Origin of the sequence: Roseobacter sp., from assembly GCF_045106495.1 — a bacterium.
GTDB lineage: Bacteria > Pseudomonadota > Alphaproteobacteria > Rhodobacterales > Rhodobacteraceae > Roseobacter.
The window spans coordinates 159,761-176,444 of sequence record NZ_JBGCEQ010000011.1 but is presented as its reverse complement, the minus strand read 5'-3'; the positions used below and the strand labels follow the sequence as shown (position 1 = coordinate 176,444).

The 16,684-nt window shown below is 55.5% G+C and carries 13 protein-coding genes; 8 read left to right on the top strand and 5 right to left on the bottom strand.

Features of this window, described 5'->3' with window-relative positions; all coding sequences use genetic code 11:
* Positions 1-11 precede the first annotated feature (11 nt).
* On the top strand, positions 12-770 hold the full coding sequence (locus AB8B75_RS09360; protein ID WP_405361640.1) for a YHYH protein: 759 nt from the start codon (positions 12-14) through the stop codon (positions 768-770).
* A gap of 6 nt (positions 771-776) precedes the next feature.
* Here the strand turns inward: AB8B75_RS09360 and AB8B75_RS09355 are convergent, their stop codons facing one another.
* Entirely contained in the window at positions 777-1,151 is a 375-nt protein-coding gene (locus tag AB8B75_RS09355) for a hypothetical protein (protein ID WP_405361638.1), read from the bottom strand.
* Positions 1,152-1,227: 76 nt separating this feature from the next.
* On the opposite strand from AB8B75_RS09355, the gene AB8B75_RS09350 reads away from it, so the two are divergent.
* Positions 1,228-1,986, top strand: coding sequence for an alpha/beta fold hydrolase (locus AB8B75_RS09350; RefSeq protein ID WP_405361636.1), 759 nt, complete (start codon positions 1,228-1,230; stop codon positions 1,984-1,986).
* 985 nt (positions 1,987-2,971) lie between these two features.
* A complete protein-coding gene (gene carB, locus AB8B75_RS09345) occupies positions 2,972-6,328 on the top strand; it encodes a carbamoyl-phosphate synthase large subunit (protein ID WP_405361634.1) in 3,357 nt (1,118 codons plus the stop codon).
* Between the two features lie 103 nt (positions 6,329-6,431).
* Here the strand turns inward: carB and AB8B75_RS09340 are convergent, their stop codons facing one another.
* Genes AB8B75_RS09340 through AB8B75_RS09330 form a run of 3 tightly spaced genes read right to left on the bottom strand, consistent with a single transcriptional unit; the run spans position 6,432 to position 9,474 of the window.
* A complete protein-coding gene (locus tag AB8B75_RS09340; RefSeq protein ID WP_405361632.1) occupies positions 6,432-7,457 on the bottom strand; it encodes an ABC transporter substrate-binding protein in 1,026 nt (341 codons plus the stop codon).
* Positions 7,427-8,809, bottom strand: a complete 1,383-nt coding sequence (locus AB8B75_RS09335) for a sensor histidine kinase N-terminal domain-containing protein (RefSeq protein WP_405361630.1) — start codon at positions 8,807-8,809, stop codon at positions 7,427-7,429. Before AB8B75_RS09335 ends, AB8B75_RS09340 begins: the two co-directional genes overlap by 31 nt.
* Positions 8,806-9,474, bottom strand: coding sequence for a response regulator transcription factor (locus AB8B75_RS09330; RefSeq protein WP_405361629.1), 669 nt, complete (start codon positions 9,472-9,474; stop codon positions 8,806-8,808). The genes AB8B75_RS09335 and AB8B75_RS09330 overlap by 4 nt, the downstream gene beginning before the upstream one ends.
* Positions 9,475-9,578: 104 nt before the next feature.
* Here AB8B75_RS09330 and AB8B75_RS09325 point away from each other — a divergent pair, with 104 nt between their 5' ends.
* From AB8B75_RS09325 to AB8B75_RS09305, 5 genes are read left to right on the top strand one after another with little or no spacing between them, the layout of a single operon-like run.
* A complete protein-coding gene (locus AB8B75_RS09325) occupies positions 9,579-10,547 on the top strand; it encodes a Bug family tripartite tricarboxylate transporter substrate binding protein (protein WP_405361627.1) in 969 nt (322 codons plus the stop codon).
* The gene (locus AB8B75_RS09320; protein ID WP_405361625.1) at positions 10,547-10,984 is read left to right on the top strand and encodes a tripartite tricarboxylate transporter TctB family protein; all 438 of its coding nucleotides are present in this window, start codon (positions 10,547-10,549) and stop codon (positions 10,982-10,984) included. Before AB8B75_RS09325 ends, AB8B75_RS09320 begins: the two co-directional genes overlap by 1 nt.
* Before the next feature lies 1 nt (position 10,985).
* Entirely contained in the window at positions 10,986-12,491 is a 1,506-nt protein-coding gene (locus AB8B75_RS09315) for a tripartite tricarboxylate transporter permease (protein WP_405361623.1), read from the top strand.
* The gene (locus AB8B75_RS09310) at positions 12,491-13,846 is read left to right on the top strand and encodes an acyclic terpene utilization AtuA family protein (protein WP_405361622.1); all 1,356 of its coding nucleotides are present in this window, start codon (positions 12,491-12,493) and stop codon (positions 13,844-13,846) included. The genes AB8B75_RS09315 and AB8B75_RS09310 overlap by 1 nt, the downstream gene beginning before the upstream one ends.
* Positions 13,839-14,138, top strand: coding sequence for a DUF4387 family protein (locus tag AB8B75_RS09305; RefSeq protein ID WP_405361621.1), 300 nt, complete (start codon positions 13,839-13,841; stop codon positions 14,136-14,138). Before AB8B75_RS09310 ends, AB8B75_RS09305 begins: the two co-directional genes overlap by 8 nt.
* Positions 14,139-14,186: 48 nt before the next feature.
* Here AB8B75_RS09305 and AB8B75_RS09300 read toward each other — a convergent pair whose 3' ends face one another.
* Positions 14,187-16,607, bottom strand: a complete 2,421-nt coding sequence (locus AB8B75_RS09300) for an FAD-dependent oxidoreductase (RefSeq protein ID WP_405361620.1) — start codon at positions 16,605-16,607, stop codon at positions 14,187-14,189.
* Positions 16,608-16,684: the final 77 nt, after the last annotated feature.

Genomic DNA, 16,684 nt, shown 5'->3' with positions numbered 1-16,684 from the left:
AGAACGCCCTCATGAAGTCACCTTGGCCCGTTCCACTTGCTTTCACGGCGGTTTTTGTTGTTCTGGGCGCTGTGGCGTCGACGGTGTATGCGCGTGCCGAGCTGAAAACCGGCAATGATGTGCATTGTATCTCCTCTGATGGGCTGCCCGATCACGAAACCGGTCAATTTCCAAACTCCGGGAACCCGCATCATATCCAACGCCAAGAAATCTCTGTTTGTTTGACATCCACCCCGGAACGCGGAACCCGCGCACAACCTGTTCGGGTCATTGGTATTGCCGAAAACGGTGTTCTGATCCGACCTGGTACAGCAGATTACTATGACGCAACCGCGCCGCGGGGTCACTCGCGCGACACAAGCTCCGGCTGGAACTTGGACGGGATGGGCGCAAGGGACCTTCTTGGGCTCGACCATCAAAACGCGCATGTTGGGCCTGGCGGCGTTTATCACTACCACGGAGTTGCACCCGCTTTGACCGATGTAGGCAAGGACACTCGCATCGGATGGGCCGCAGATGGCTTCGAAATCCACTACCTTGGAGCAGGAGGGAGGTCCAGCTACATGCTTTTAACCGGGGCGCGCGAAACAACCCCTGGAGGGTTGCACGACGGCACGTACAACGAGGATTGGGTCTATGTTCCCGGATCAGGTAATCTGGATGACTGCAACGGCGGGGTGATAAATGGCCAATACATCTATGTGGCCACGGATACTTATCCATTCTTCCCGCGCTGCCTCTATGGCACTGAAATCACCAGGATCAGATAAGGATCGTCAGATCGTCCCACGCATGCGCATAAAAACAATCACCGCCACGACGAGCAGTATAAAATTAAAAGCCAACGCAGCCAATATGGAGATGAGGCGCGCCCGGCGCGCATCAGCCCGATCAATCCTGACCAAGTGATCCGACACGTCCTTGTATGCCTGCTCAATGCGCTCTGCATCAAATTGGCGGGTCAACTTGATGTTTCCCCTCACCCCTTCAGCTTCCGCCAATAAAGCGGCTTGCGCGCGCAACCGCTTTGGCAAGCGGCGCCCTGCTCGCCGGAGGCTATGGCGCAAAGACCGGCCTTTTACGCCAAGATGTTTTTCCAATGCCGCCTTAATGCCTTGCGTCTTGGTCTCTATGTCCAAAGGATCTTGCATTCCAAACCCTAACCATCCGCAGACGTCCGGTGCAATAGCACTGGCACCGCTGTGCCGAATCCGCTAGCCCTGACGCATGCTCAATTATTCTGAATTTGGCCCAGCTGATGCGCCAACCATCTTGATCATACACGGCCTCTTTGGGTCAGGGCGCAATTGGGGTGTCATTGCCAAACGTTTGTCCGATGTGGCCAGGGTCATCACCGTCGATCAGCGCAATCACGGGCAAAGCGGCTGGACGAAAACCCATAGCTATGTCGATATGGCGGAGGATTTAGCCGAACTGATTGAACATCTCAAAGTACCGGTTCATTTGGTGGGCCACTCCATGGGGGGCAAGGCCGCTATGGTTCTAGCTGTCCAAAAACCCCATCTGGTTGAACGCTTGATTGTGGGCGACATTGCACCGGTGACCTACACACACAGCCAGATGCAATACATTTCGGCGATGCGTGCAGTGGATCTCACTCAGCTGACCCGCCGTTCTGATGCCGAGGCGAAACTGGCTGAATTGGGCGTTGAGCGCGCTTTGCAAAGCTTTTTCACGCAATCGTTGGATGTGCCCAACAAACGCTGGCGTCTCAATCTGGATGTTCTTGCGGCAGAGATGAACAAAATTTTGTCCTTCCCCGATCTGACCGGTCAATTCGAAGAACCGACCCTGTTCCTATCCGGTGCGTCGTCAGATTACGTAACAGCCGAGCACCGGCCGCGGATAAAATCGCTCTTTCCAAAGGCTCGTTTTGCCAAAATTCCGCAAGCTGGGCATTGGCTGCATGCGGACAAACCGCGTGAATTCGAAGCATCCGTGCGGGCATTTCTGCAACTGCCATAAACCCTGCATCGACACTTTTGATTTTCATTCATTGGCCAATGTGGTGACGCATCATTTCCTCATATCCCAATGGATTTCGCTGAACCGAAAACCACGTTTCTAAAGAAGCATTTTCAATTTAACTACTTGTTGGTTCTTTGAGCGGGAAAACGTGAAACAGAAAGTACAACCATTTCATAAGAGTATTTTCGCTGGTTTAGGGCTGACGGCTGTGGTGTCTGCCTCATCCATTGGGATCGGCAAGCATTTAGTTGAGGACAGTGTTTAGGGCGCATATGATACCGGTTTCCAATCCAAAGCGCGCAATTCCGCCAAAGGATCGCATGACGAAAACATACCCGTCATCCTTTCAGCATTTTCTAATTTCCAATTGTTCTTTTGCGAAATCAATGCGCTGAGTGTTCCATTCCAGTTTAAAACAATCAGTCTGGTATCGGGCATTGAAGCGGCCGTTCAAGTAAGTAACGGCCTCGGGTTTTCTGAGCGGCGCGGAGATCACGTGCTCTTTGGCGGAGCAAGGATTTTCACACCTGCCAGCCTCTAAGACCGAGTGTTGGACCAGCTGAAATTTGGTACAGAAGGAACACCAGAACCTGGGCGGTTGTGTTGACGAAAATGACACAGAAATTGCCAAATTGGCCGCGGAAACTCTTACGTTCTTTGCCGCAATAAGGAGTTCCACGGGTGGATCCCAAATCATACCGGATGACCTGGTGTCAGGCGAATGCCCCGCTATGCGGGTTCCTGCAGCACTATTGCTTTTGGCACTGCCGTGGCCGGGTTTGTTGTGATGCGTCGACACAAGAATAAGTAGTTGCTGATCACGACTGAACATTTCAGACGACTTTAAACTGGTCGTACATTTGGATTGACCTTTTATTGTCTGCCTTGTTCCACCAATCGGCCCTTGCGCGCCGCCCGCTCTTGCCTATAACGCAGGACAATTTGGACACATGGGGGTGTCTAGACAAAAGGGGGCCGGACGATGCCAAAAAGAACCGATATCAAGTCGATCATGATCATTGGTGCAGGTCCCATTGTTATCGGCCAAGCCTGCGAATTTGACTACTCCGGTGCTCAGGCGTGCAAGGCCTTGAAGGAAGAAGGCTACCGAGTCATTCTGGTCAACTCAAACCCCGCTACAATCATGACCGACCCTGGTCTCGCCGACGCGACCTATATCGAGCCCATCACACCCGAGATGGTCGCCAAGATCATCGAAAAAGAACGGCCCGATGCCTTGCTGCCGACAATGGGAGGGCAAACCGGTCTCAATACCTCGCTTGCGCTCGAAGAGATGGGGGTGCTGGAAAAATTTGACGTCGAGATGATCGGGGCAAAACGTGAAGCCATTGAGATGGCAGAAGACCGCAAACTCTTTCGCGAAGCGATGGACCGGTTAGGCATTGAAAACCCCAAGGCCACGATTGTCACGGCGCCCAAGACAAACGGCAAGAAGGATCTTGCCGCAGGGGTGGCCATCGCATTGGAAGCGCTTGAGGATGTCGGTCTGCCTGCGATCATTCGACCCGCCTTTACCATGGGCGGAACGGGCGGCGGCGTGGCCTATAACCGGGATGACTATGAGGCCATCTGCCGGTCAGGTATGGATGCCTCGCCTGTGGGCCAGATCCTTGTGGACGAAAGCCTTCTGGGCTGGAAAGAATTCGAAATGGAAGTGGTGCGCGACACCGCCGACAATGCGATTATTGTCTGCTCCATCGAAAACGTGGATCCCATGGGCGTTCATACCGGGGATTCGATCACCGTGGCCCCTGCCCTCACGCTGACCGACAAAGAATATCAGATCATGCGCAATCATTCGATCGCGGTTCTGCGCGAGATTGGCGTCGAAACCGGGGGGTCCAATGTGCAATGGGCCGTGAACCCTGAGGATGGGCGTATGGTGGTGATCGAGATGAACCCGCGGGTGTCGCGCTCATCTGCACTGGCGTCCAAAGCCACCGGATTTCCCATTGCGAAAATCGCCGCAAAACTGGCGGTGGGTTTCACTCTGGATGAATTGGACAATGACATCACCAAGGTCACGCCAGCGTCCTTTGAACCGACGATTGACTATGTGGTCACCAAAATCCCGAAATTCGCGTTCGAAAAATTCCCCGGCAGTACGCCTGATCTGACCACCGCGATGAAATCCGTGGGTGAAGCCATGTCGATCGGCCGTACGATCCATGAAAGCCTGCAAAAGGCGTTGGCATCGATGGAATCTGGCCTGACCGGCTTTGACGAGATCGACATTCCCGGCGTTGGCGTCGGTCAATGGGACACCGAAGACGCGGACCGCGCGGCCATTGTCAAAGCGATCAGCCAGCAGACACCGGACCGTTTGCGCACCATTGCACAGGCCATGCGACATGGCATGTCGGATGAAGATATCAATGCCGTCACCATGTTTGATCCCTGGTTTCTGGCACGGGTCAGGGAGATCATTGAAACCGAGCGCGAATTGCGCAGCGACGGCTTGCCGATGACTGAAAAGGCGTTACGACACCTCAAAATGATGGGTTTCACTGATGCACGGCTGGCAATTTTGACCGGCCGCGAAGAAGCGAACGTCAGACAAGCGCGTCAGAATCTCGGCGTCATCGCGGCGTTCAAACGCATCGACACCTGTGCGGCGGAATTCGAGGCGCAAACCCCCTATATGTATTCCACCTATGAAACACCGGTCTTTGACGAAGTGGAATGCGAAGCCCGGCCTTCGGATCGCAAAAAAGTTGTCATCCTCGGCGGCGGTCCCAACCGAATTGGACAGGGGATCGAGTTTGACTACTGCTGTTGCCATGCCTGCTATGCGCTCACCGATGCAGGCTACGAGACGATCATGGTCAATTGCACCCCCGAGACCGTTTCCACGGATTACGATACCTCTGACCGGCTTTATTTCGAGCCGCTCACCTTTGAACATGTCATGGAAGTCCTCCGAGTTGAGCAGGACAACGGTACATTGCATGGCGTGATTGTTCAGTTTGGCGGCCAGACCCCTCTCAAGATCGCCGCAGCGTTGCATGCCGAGGGCATTCCGATTCTCGGAACCACGCCAGACGCCATCGATCTGGCCGAAGATCGGGAGCGTTTTCAACAACTGGTACAATCGCTGGGACTGAAGCAACCGCGCAACGGCATCGCGCATTCTGACGCGGAGGCTGTTGAAATTGCCAAGGACATCGGCTTTCCGCTGGTGATACGGCCCTCTTATGTGCTGGGCGGGCGTGCAATGGAAATCGTGCGCGATCAAGCTGCGTTGGAGCGCTATATCACCACCGCAGTCGTGGTCTCGGGTGATAGTCCCGTGCTGCTCGACAGCTATCTGTCAGGCGCTGTGGAACTGGATGTGGATGCCCTATGCGATGGCAAAGATGTGCATGTCGCAGGCATCATGCAACACATCGAAGAGGCTGGTGTGCACTCCGGTGACAGCGCCTGCTCTCTGCCGCCATATTCCCTGCCGCGCGCTATCATCACCGAGGTGGAAAAACAAACCCATGCTTTGGCGCTGGCGCTCAATGTCGTGGGCCTGATGAACATCCAATTTGCGATCAAAGACGGCGCAGTGTATTTGATTGAAGTCAATCCGCGCGCCTCGCGCACGGTACCTTTCGTGGCCAAGGCAACGGATTCCGCCATCGCCTCCATCGCCGCCCGCATTATGGCGGGCGAACCGCTCAGCGCTTTTCCGCAACGCGCGCCCTACGATGCGGATGCCGCATATGCCGATGTACTACCTTTGGGTGATCCGATGACGCTCGCGGACCCAAACATGCCCTGGTTCTCGGTCAAGGAAGCCGTGCTACCTTTCGCACGCTTCCCCGGTGTAGATACGCTACTGGGCCCCGAAATGCGCTCTACAGGCGAGGTCATGGGGTGGGACCGCGATTTCCCGCGCGCGTTCCTCAAGGCGCAAATGGGCGCGGGTACGATTCTGCCCTCGGAAGGCTGCGCGTTCCTTTCGATCAAGGACGCCGACAAAACAGAGGACATGCTATCCGCAGCACGTATCCTTCTGGAACAGGGCTTTACGCTAGTCGCCACGCGCGGCACCGCGTCTTGGCTGTCAGAACACGGTCTGGCGTGCGGCGTGGTGAACAAGGTTTATGAAGGCCGCCCCGACGTGACTGATATGATGAAGGACGAAGCCATCCATCTGGTTATGAACACAACGGAAGGCGCTCAGGCGGTCGAAGACAGCAAATCCATTCGCTCCATCGCGCTTTATGACAAGATCCCGTACTTCACGACGGCTGCAGGCAGCCACGCAGCGGCGATGGCAATCCGCGCGCAAGCGGATGGGGATGTCGGAGTGAAGGCCCTGCAGGGTTAAGCGTAAGCGGGACCTATCCGACACTTATCATGGCTGCCACGGCGTCGTAGCTTCAACAAGTCTCCGTAAGCGAATGTGCCGCCCGGAGTGGCGGTTCGGGAGCCTAATCTTGTTCTATTGAGCTGGTCCAACTGCGCAGAAACGTTTCCCGGCGCATCCGGTCAAGAAATACAAGCAATCCCGGTCCAAGCCGGATCGGTCGGATCACAGCTTCGTCTTGAGTGGTGCCAACGGCAACGGGCGGCAAGCCGGTTTGTGCGACAAGTGAGGGCCTGGTGTTCATACCCGACAGAAAGTCGATAAACATGCCAGCTTCAACCGGATTTTGCGCCGTTTCCGGAATCAGGGCTGTCCGCAGCATTACAGAGACAAAATCATCCATCTCAACCACCAGCACGCCGGGTGTATCCGCCAATCGCGCGCGCGCATAACTGCCAAGCACATTGTAAGCCAGCGCCAGCCGCCCTGAGGCAACATCGGCAATCATGTCACCAGAACAACAATACAGTCGGGCCTTCAGGCGCCCCATCACTTCAGTCAGGCGCCAAAAACTCTCGGTATTGCGAGAATCCTGCGTTGCAAAAAGGTAACCGAGCCCTGACACACGCACGTCATAGGTGCCAATGCGGCCCTCAAAGACGTCCGCATGGTCGCGCAGCAACGTGATAAGGTCTTCGCGGTTTTTCGGCAGGCCAAGGGTTGCGAAATCCTGCGCATTCAACACCAAGACAGCAGGCTCCTGGGTAAAGGCAAAAATCTGGTCGTGCCATTTCGCCCAGGCTGGCAAACCCGCCGTCGCGTCCGAGGTGTAGGTGCGCGCCAATCCATCGTTTGCAAGTTTGGTTTGCAGATCCATCGCCGAGGAAATCACAAGATCATAGTCTGCGGCTTCCTCAAATATCGCCGCCATCACCTGCGCGGAACTGGCCACATCATAGGCAATTGAGATACCGGGATGATCGCCCTGAAACGCATGGATGATCGGTTCAAACACATCAGCGTCAGCCGTCGACAGGATGCGCATGGCGATACCCCCATCGTCGGGGTACGTGCGGCTCTCTTCGATCTCGAAACCCGTAACCATAGTTGCTTTGATACTCAAAAGGAGGGCAAATAAAGCGAGACGCATGCACCCCCTCCTTCCGGGTTTTCTGCGATCACCAATCTGCCCTCATGAGCAAGGGCGACATCCGTTGCGATGGTCAGACCAAGACCGGACCCGACGACATCGCCCGCATTTGAACCACGCGAAAACCGGTCGGGCAAGCGCGCGATGTCCACTTTTTCAAACCCGCGGCCCTCATCGCAGAACTCCAGCTGGCAAGGGGACCCCCCCTTAAGGCTGACGGTAATCTGTGTGTCGGGCGGTGAGTATTTGATCGCATTGTCCAAAATATTGCGCACCGCATTCTGTAACAGGATCGGGTCTCCCTGAATGCGTAGCTTTTCCGTCGGCAACCGCAAAGAGATCGCAATGTCCTTGAGGTCAGCTGTAGGAGACAGGCGCTCAATCGTGTCACGGAGCAAGTCCGCCGGATCAATCTCTTCTGTTTCCAATTGGTCAGACCTCAGCGTCACCATGGCGTGATCAAGCAATTGACCTGCCGAGCGCGAACTTTCGTCCACCGCGCGGATCATCTGGCGCAATGCCTGCCGGTTCTGCGGTTTTTCCATCTGCAGATGAACGACCTCGGCTTGCGTACGCACCGTGGCCAAGGGGGTGCGCACACGGTGGGCTGCTTCCACAATCAAATCCTCTGACCGCGTCAGAGCCGCCCCCAAACGCGCGATGAACCCGTTTAATCCATTCACCAAAGGTGCCAGTTCTGTTGGTGTTTCTGCGGTTACGGGGCGCAAGTCTTTTGGCCCACGTTGAGCCACGGCCTCGGCCAAGCGGCTGAGCGGTGACAAAGCGTTTTGCGCCGCAAACGCGCTCAAAGCTGTGGCGACCAGAAAAAACGCAACGCCGATGGCCGTCGCCGTGGTGGTAATACGCGCTGAAATTGCCGCCAGCCCAAGCCGTGTCTGCGCTACGACAACCTGCACCGTGCGTGCTTGATTGGCGGTACTGAACAGGCGCGTCACCATGACAGTTCGAAACGTATCGTCGCGGTAGGCATTGGTGGCAAATATCGCAGAGCGTCCGACATTTCGTCCTTGCGGAATGGGTAAATCATTGTAGCCCGTCAACGTCTGACCATCGAGTATTACGCGGTAAAACACTCGGTCCTGGGACACCGCTCCCAGCATCGAAAGCGCAGAATAGGGAATTTCCACGCGGACTTCACCGGCGTCTGAATAAACGGCATCGGCAATAGAGGTGGCCGATGCTGCAAGAATGTTGTCCTGAGTTGCCTCGGTTGCACGCTCGGCCACAACACGCAGCGAAAAGAAGAAAGCGACGGACAAAACCGCTGCCACAAGGGCCAGTTGTGCCACCAGTCTGCGACGGATGGAGCCGGGGGAGCCCGCAGCTTTCATTCCCGCCGCACCATGCGGTATCCCACGCCGCGCACTGTTTCTATGTGTGCATGCGAAGCGCTGAGTTTCCGACGTAGTCGTCCTACGTAAACCTCAATGGCGTTCTCGGAAACATCATCGGAAAACGAAAACAATCTGTCCATCAGGTGTGACTTCGAGAATATTTGCCCCGGCGCGCTAAAGAAGACCTCCAACAAGCGCAATTCGCGGTTGCGCAGTTGCTCTGACCAATCCGGGGTTGAAATCATGCCTGCGGTCGAATCAAAAACGAGGCCTGCAAATTCGCGCGTGTTTCCTGCTGCCCCCCCCAATCGACGCATGACAGCCCGCGCGCGGGCCTCCAGTTCGGCAAATTCGAAGGGTTTGGTGATATAATCATCTGCGCCCAAGTCCAATATCCCGACCCTGTCGGATACCTCCGAACGCGCAGTCAGAACAATAACTGGGGTCGGATCATCCTGCGCGCGGTGGCGCCGCAAAAACTCACGCCCGTCCCCGTCTGGTAACATAATATCCAATAAAATCAGATCATAAGACACCGTACGCGTGGCCAGTTCTGCATCCTCCAAACAAACGCTATGGTCGACAACGTGCCCATTCACCGCAAAGCGACCAACCAAAGCACGGGCCAGATCAGCATTGTCTTCAACCAGCAAAAATCTCATGGCGGCGCGTTACTCTTGATGCGTGACAGGTTGGTGTCAGGTTCCTAAAGTCTTGTCACGACATGAAACGGGTGGAGGCCCGTCAAGTCAAATGGGAGGATCCAATGACAAAACGCTTTTTCAAGGCGCTGATTTCCGGTGCCGTGCTTTCTGTAGGTGTCGCAGGTGGTGCAACCGCTGCGGAATGTATCGCACCCGCCAACCCCGGCGGCGGCTGGGATTTCACCTGCCGCCAGATCGGCAAAATCATGTATGATATCGGTGCGGTCGATCAACCAGTACAAGTCACCAATATGGCTGGTGCCGGCGGTGGACTTGCCTACAACCACGTTGTCGCCGAGCGCGGATCGGATGAAGACCTGATCGTCGCCGCATCCACCGCGACATCCACGCGTCTGGCGCAAAATGCCTATGCGGGCATGACTGCAGATCAGGTTCGCTTTGTGGGTGCCATCGGGGCGGATCCAGGCGTGATTGCAGTCGCCGCTGACAGTCCCTATCAGTCGTTGACCGATCTGGTGGATGCAATCAAAGCAGACCCAGGTTCCGTTGCCTTTGCTGGCGGCTCCGCCGTGGGTGGATTTGACCATATCAAACCGCTGATGATCCTGCAGCGTGCGGGATTTACCGACATTAAAAAGGTAAAATACATCGGCGTGGATGGTGGCGCGGATGCGATCACCCAGACCGTTGGCGGTTTCACGCAAGCGATGACCGGCGATATGTCGGAAGTTGTCGGATTTCTGAAAGCGGGCGAAATTCGCGTGATAGCGGTTCTGACCGAAGAGCGCGTGCCGGGCTTTGAAGACATCCCGACCGCCAAGGAACAGGGTCTGGATGTTGTGGCCGTGAACTGGCGTGGCCTGTATGTCCCCAAGGACATTCCGGAAGCCAAATTCGATGAATGGGCTGGCAAACTGCAGCAAGTAGCAGACAGCGACGAATGGAAAGAAGCCATGGTCGCCAACGGTCTGGCGCCGTTCACCAAAGTCGGCGGTGACTTCCAATCTTATGTTGATGGTCTCGTCGCCGAGATCAACACCATGTCCAAAGAACTGGGAGTGATCCAGTAATGGCAAGTGACCGGATTTTTGGTCTGGTCACGCTCTTTGTGGCGCTCGCATATATCGCGAGCGCCACCCAGATTCAGACCAGTTTTTTGAGCGATCCCGTCGGTCCCAAAGCATTTCCCATCATGATCGGTGCTGTTGCAGCCATTTGCGCGTTGGTGATGATCCTCAAACCTGATCCCGATCCTGATTGGCCCGTGATGCGAACATGGGGCGCGCTGGCAATCGCCGTAATTGTTCTGATCTGCTATGCTTACGCTCTGAAACCACTGGGTTTCGTGATCCCGACCGCTTTCGCAGCGGGTATTCTGAGTTATCAGATTTCTCCGCGTCCCAAACCCGCTTTGGCTTCGGGCATCGGGCTGTCAGTTGGCCTCTTTATTCTTTTCAAATTTGTATTGGGTTTGGGTCTTGTCGCTTTCCCAAAGGGGTGGTTCTGACATGGAGATGTTTGCAAATCTTGCGCTCGGTTTTGGCGTTGCCTTATCACCCTTTACGTTGATGCTGGCTGTTGCCGGGTGTTTTCTGGGCACGATCATCGGCGCATTGCCGGGGCTGGGGCCGTCGAACGGCGTGGCGATCCTGATCCCTTTGACCTTCACAATGGGGCTTGATGCGACTTCTGCTCTCGTGTTGATGACGTCGGTCTACTACGGAGCCATGTATGGTGGTCGTATATCGTCGATTCTGCTCAACATTCCCGGTGATGAGCCCGCGCTCATGACCACGCTGGACGGCTACCCCATGGCCAAACAAGGGCGAGCGGGTGATGCGTTGGTGCTATCGGGGGTAGCCTCTTTTGTCGGAGCGTTTCTGGCCACAATCGGCTTGATGCTGCTGGCACCGATGCTGGCGCGTGTCGCCTATCTCTTTGGCCCTGCCGAATATTTTGCACTCTATCTGCTGGCATTTTGCACACTGGGCGGCATGGCATCAAACAATCAGGCCAAAGCCGCTCTTGCCTCCTGTATCGGGCTCGGCATCGCAATGATCGGTGTGGATTCATCATCTGGCTTACCGCGCCTGACGGGCGGCAACCTGCACCTTTATGACGGCATCGATTTTCTGGTCGCCATCGTTGGTCTTTTCGCCATCGCCGAAGTGTTCTTTTTCATTGAAAGCCACGGCAAAGGATCGTCAATCGGCGTCAAACTAGACAAAGTCTCCATTCCCTGGAAAGACATTTTGCACTGCAAATGGACAATGCTCAGGGCTTCCGGGGTTGGTTTTGTCGCGGGTATTCTGCCAGGTGCTGGCGCCTCGCTCGGCTCGTTCCTGGCCTATATGTCGGAAAAATCGATTGCCGGGGAAAAAGGCGGCTTCGGGACCGGTGTCGCCAAAGGCGTCGCGGCACCGGAAGCGGGCAATAACGCGGCCGCTGGCGGCGCGCTGGTACCGATGTTGACGCTCGGTGTACCAGGGTCTGGTACCACGGCAGTACTGCTGGCACTTCTGATGACGCTTAACATCACGCCAGGCCCGACGCTCTTTACCGATCGGCCCGAAGTGGTCTGGGGTCTTATTGCCTCCCTGCTTATCGCCAACATCGTCCTGCTGTTGATGAATGTACCGATGGTAAAGATTTTCGTGAAAATACTGATGGTGCCTGCCTGGGTGCTGCTGCCAGGTGTGACGATGATCTCCTTTGTCGGCATTTACTCTTTGTCAGGCAGCTACTTTGATCTGCTGTTGATGGTGGGTTTCGGCGTGCTTGGTTACCTGTTGCGCAAGCTGGATATTCCAACCGTACCGGTCATTCTAGGGATCCTACTAGGCGGCAATATGGAAGATGCGCTGCGCCGGGCCATGGTGTTGTCCGACGGCGACTTCACCTTCCTTTTCTCAACACCCATTTCAATCGGTCTATGGATTGCTGCAATCGCGGGTTTCGTCGCACCGATGTTTCTGCGCAACGTTCTGACCAAACCTCAGAAGGTAGCGGATTGATGGTACGTGTTTTGATCCCTTCCGGGGCATTGGGGTTAAACTACGATGCAGACGCCTTGCAGCGCGGGATCGCAGCAAAGCCTGACATCATCGCAATTGACGGCGGATCCACGGACAGTGGGCCCTCATACCTGGGGCGCGGCGTATCAAAATATGCGCGCGCCTCGACCAAGTTGGAGTGGGCCGGTCTGATGCAAGCGCGCGCGCAGGCAGGAGTGCCCTTGGTGATCGGCACAGCGGGAACTTGCGGCGCGGACACAGCCGTCGATTGGATGCTCGACATCACCCGCGAAATCGCAGCGGAACAAGGACGACCTCTCAAAATTGCTGTCTTGCGCAGTTCGCAAGACGGTGACCTGATCGCGCAAGCTTTTGACGCGGGCCAAGTCACACCTTTGGCAAATGCGCCCGAGGTGACATCAGAAACGATCCGCAGTTGTTCCAACATCGTAGCCCTCGCGGGAGCTGAGCAAATCGAAGCGGCCTTGCAAACCGGTGCCGATGTCATCATCGCAGGTCGCACAACGGATACGGCGATCATTGCCGCCTTACCCTTGATGCACGGCTGTCATTCCGGTGGCGCGTGGCATGGCGCCAAGATTGGTGAATGCGGCGCGCTTTGTGCAACGAACCCACAATCCGGTGTGATCTTGATCGACTTTGACGAGACAGGATTCACTGTCACCCCGCTTGCAGATGGTGCGCATGCCAGCCCTCATACAGTTTCTGCTCACATGCTCTACGAAAACTCGGATCCTTTCATCCTTTATGAACGGGGCGGGCATCTGGATGTGACTGGCGCGGAATATGTTGCATTGGATGACACATCTGTTCGGGTGGAAGGCTCCAAATGGGTGCCGTCAGACCGGTATACCGTGAAACTGGAAGGCGCGCGCCCAGCTGGATTCCGAACCGTGATCATGGCTTTGCTGCGGGACCCGCACTACGTGACCAATGCGCAGCAATGGGCGGATGATATCGTCGACAAATGCCGCACCAAAGTGAGTCAACGCATGGATCTCTCGGTCGATGACTTCGCTTTGGAATTGCGCCTTATTGGTCATTCGGCCAGCTTTGGTGCCTTGGAGGCTAGGGCTGCGGCCCCGCTGGAGATTGGTGTCATCGGCATCATCACGGCACCTTCCGAAGCCCAGGCCGCAGAGATCGGAAAGCTGTTGAACCCATACCTTTTGCATCACCCGCTCACACAGGAAGAAGAGCAACCGACGTTTGCCTTCCTTTTTTCGCCGCCGGAAATGCATCAAGGTCAGGTCTATGAATTCGCATTAAACCACGTTCTGCGCCTCAATGATCCGATGTCCGCCTTCAAGCTTGAGGTGATTGATCTTGCCTGAACTGCGCAGCCTCGTTAGCAAACTGCGCAGCAAAAATGCTGGTCCCTTTTGGCTGACCATTGACATCTTCTGCGGATCGGATGCGGCTTATGCGCAGGTCTCACAAGGCCTGAGCACGACACGCGTCGCCGAAATCTTCGACACAGACGGTCAATCCATTAAGCGTTTCGATATTCCGCAATTGAACGTTGTCAAGTTTTCCTTGCCGCGACCGACCGTTCAGGGCGCCATCGGGGATCGGGACATGCATGGCGCATCCTGGGCGGCTCTTCTCGGTGATCTGGAAATCTAAGTTATCCCGCTACGAAAGGCGTGGTTTCGCGACTGCTGCGTCTGACTTCTAAGATCGAACAAGCAGGTTGTCAGGGTCATAAAGCGGCGTGGTTTCCAACACCGCCGCAAAGGCGGTGCCGAGTATGTCCACCGTCAGTCCGTCGGAATTGGATAGGACACTCCGATCGACAAAAGCGTAGGCCAGATTGGCGCCCACGCGGTGACCCCAGTCGCCGGAAGTTACTGTACCCACAACAAAGCCATTTTGCATCACCGATGCGCCGGCATGCGCAGGCGCGTTACGGGCATCAATGCGCAATATCACCCGTTTTTTGCGCTCCTCTGCCTCTTTGCGCGCGATCAGTTCCGTGCGCCCGATGAAATCGCCCTTGTTCAATTTTACGAAACGCTCCAGACCAGTCTCGTAAGGGTCAAATTCGGTGAGAATGTCGGCCTTCCAATGCAGATACCCCTTTTCCATGCGCATCGATTCAACTGCACGAGTGCCAAAGAGACGCATACCATGTGCTTCCCCTGCCTGTCGCAGCGCCAGATACGCGGCATAAAGGTGCGCATTCGGAACCTGGATCTCATAAGCCAGCTCGCCCGAAAAACTAACGGACATGACCATCGCTGGCGCGATGCCAATCGTCGTCGGACGCACGCGAAGCCATGGAAAAGCCTCTTTAGACCAATCGTCGCGCGATACGGCACTGAGGACATCCCGCGACTTTGGTCCGGCAAGAACCAAGATCGTCCAGTCGTTGGTCAGGGTCTTGATCCGAACGTCTTCCTCATCGCGGATGTGAGAAATCAACCAATCCCGATCGTGGAATTCCGAAGCTGCAGCAGAGCCATACCATACGCTACCGTCCGGTAAATTCGCGATGGTTGCCTCCGATTTGAGGCATCCGTGGTGGTTCAGCAAATAGCCAAGGCCAACTCTGCCCGTTTTACGCGTAACATGTCCACAGATCATTCTGTCCAGAAAATCATGCACATCACGACCCGTGAGTTCGATGCGGTTGAAGCCGTTGACCTCCGTCAACCCGACAGCGTTTTGTACCGTCGCGACTTCGCCAGCGATGACATCAAAAGTCTCGTTGAAGCGAAAGCCATGGGTTTCTTGGAAGTCAGCCGTGGGTTTGATGTAGTCCAGGCGCTCCCAGCCGTTGACTACCGCAAAAGACGCGCCTTCCGCGGCCAGAACAGGCGTTAAAGGTGTTGTTTTCATGGGCCGGCCGGCTGGGCGATGTTCGTGCGGGAAATGAAAGCGAAACTCGTTTTGGTAATCTTCAATAGCTTTTAATGCCGTGAGTTCTACGGTGGCGTGCCCCGTGAACCGACGCGGATCGATGACCCATGTGTCATAGCAAGCCTCACCATGCACGATCTGTTGCGCCAGCAGCCAGCCGTGTCCTCCACCTTCGCCTACTCCAGCGCGCAGTCCAATAATGCAATAAGCATTGCGCTTGCCAGGGATGGGTCCTACCAGCGGCGCGCCATCAATAGTGTAGGTGATTGGACCATTCACTACCGTATGGATACCCGTTTCCATCAGTGCTGGCATGCGGGCAAAAGCACCTTCTAACACATCCGTGACACGATCGAGATCATCCGGGCACAGAGCATTGACAAAATTCGGATCGATACCGTCCATGCCCCAGGTTTTGCAGGACTGTTCATAAAACCCGACCAACAAACCTTGCTTCTCCTGGCGGCAATAATAGTCGCTGATCGGGCAACGCAAAAGTGGCATGCGGTGATCAGCGTCGCGAATGGCAGGGATCTCTTCGGTTAGGAAATATTGGTGCTCCATTGACGTGACCGGGTGCTGCACCCCCATCATCGCACCCACTTCGTTGACTCTATAGCCCCCCGCATTGACGACTACCTCACAAGAAATGTCGCCGTTTTCCGTATGCACAATCCAGCTATCGTCACGTTTCTGTGTCAATCCGGTCACCGGCGTGTCGCGATACACTTCAGCACCGGCTTTGCGCGAACGACGCGCCAACGCCTGACAAAGCTGTGCCGGATCAATGTCACCATCCAACGGGTCCCACAATCCACCAAGGAGGTTGTCGGTAGAAATCAAAGGGTGACGGCGCGCGCACTCGGCCGCATCGATGACTTCGAACTCAACGCCCATCCCGCGTGCCATAGACGCAAATTGGCGATACCCGTCCATTTGCGCTTCGGTGTTGGCCAAGCGGATGCCGCCATCTGCATAGTGATAGTTGATCGGATAATCAGTATCCTCCGCGAGTTCCTTGTATAGCGCTATGGAATGACTTTTCAGGCCCACCATGGTTTGCGTCATGCCGAAATTTGTGACCTGTGCTGCAGAATGCCAGGTGGTTCCGCTGGTCAACTCATTGCGCTCCACCAGGACAACGTCTGTCCATCCCTCCTGCGTCAGATGATAGAGCGTGGAACAGCCTGCAATCCCACCGCCAATCACAACCGCTTTGCACTGCGTTTTCATTGTCACCCCTTTTGCTTTGGCAAGTCCAAGCGCATCAGGCGCATCAAGGTCAAGTCGAAGCTCTTACTTTTCAAAAT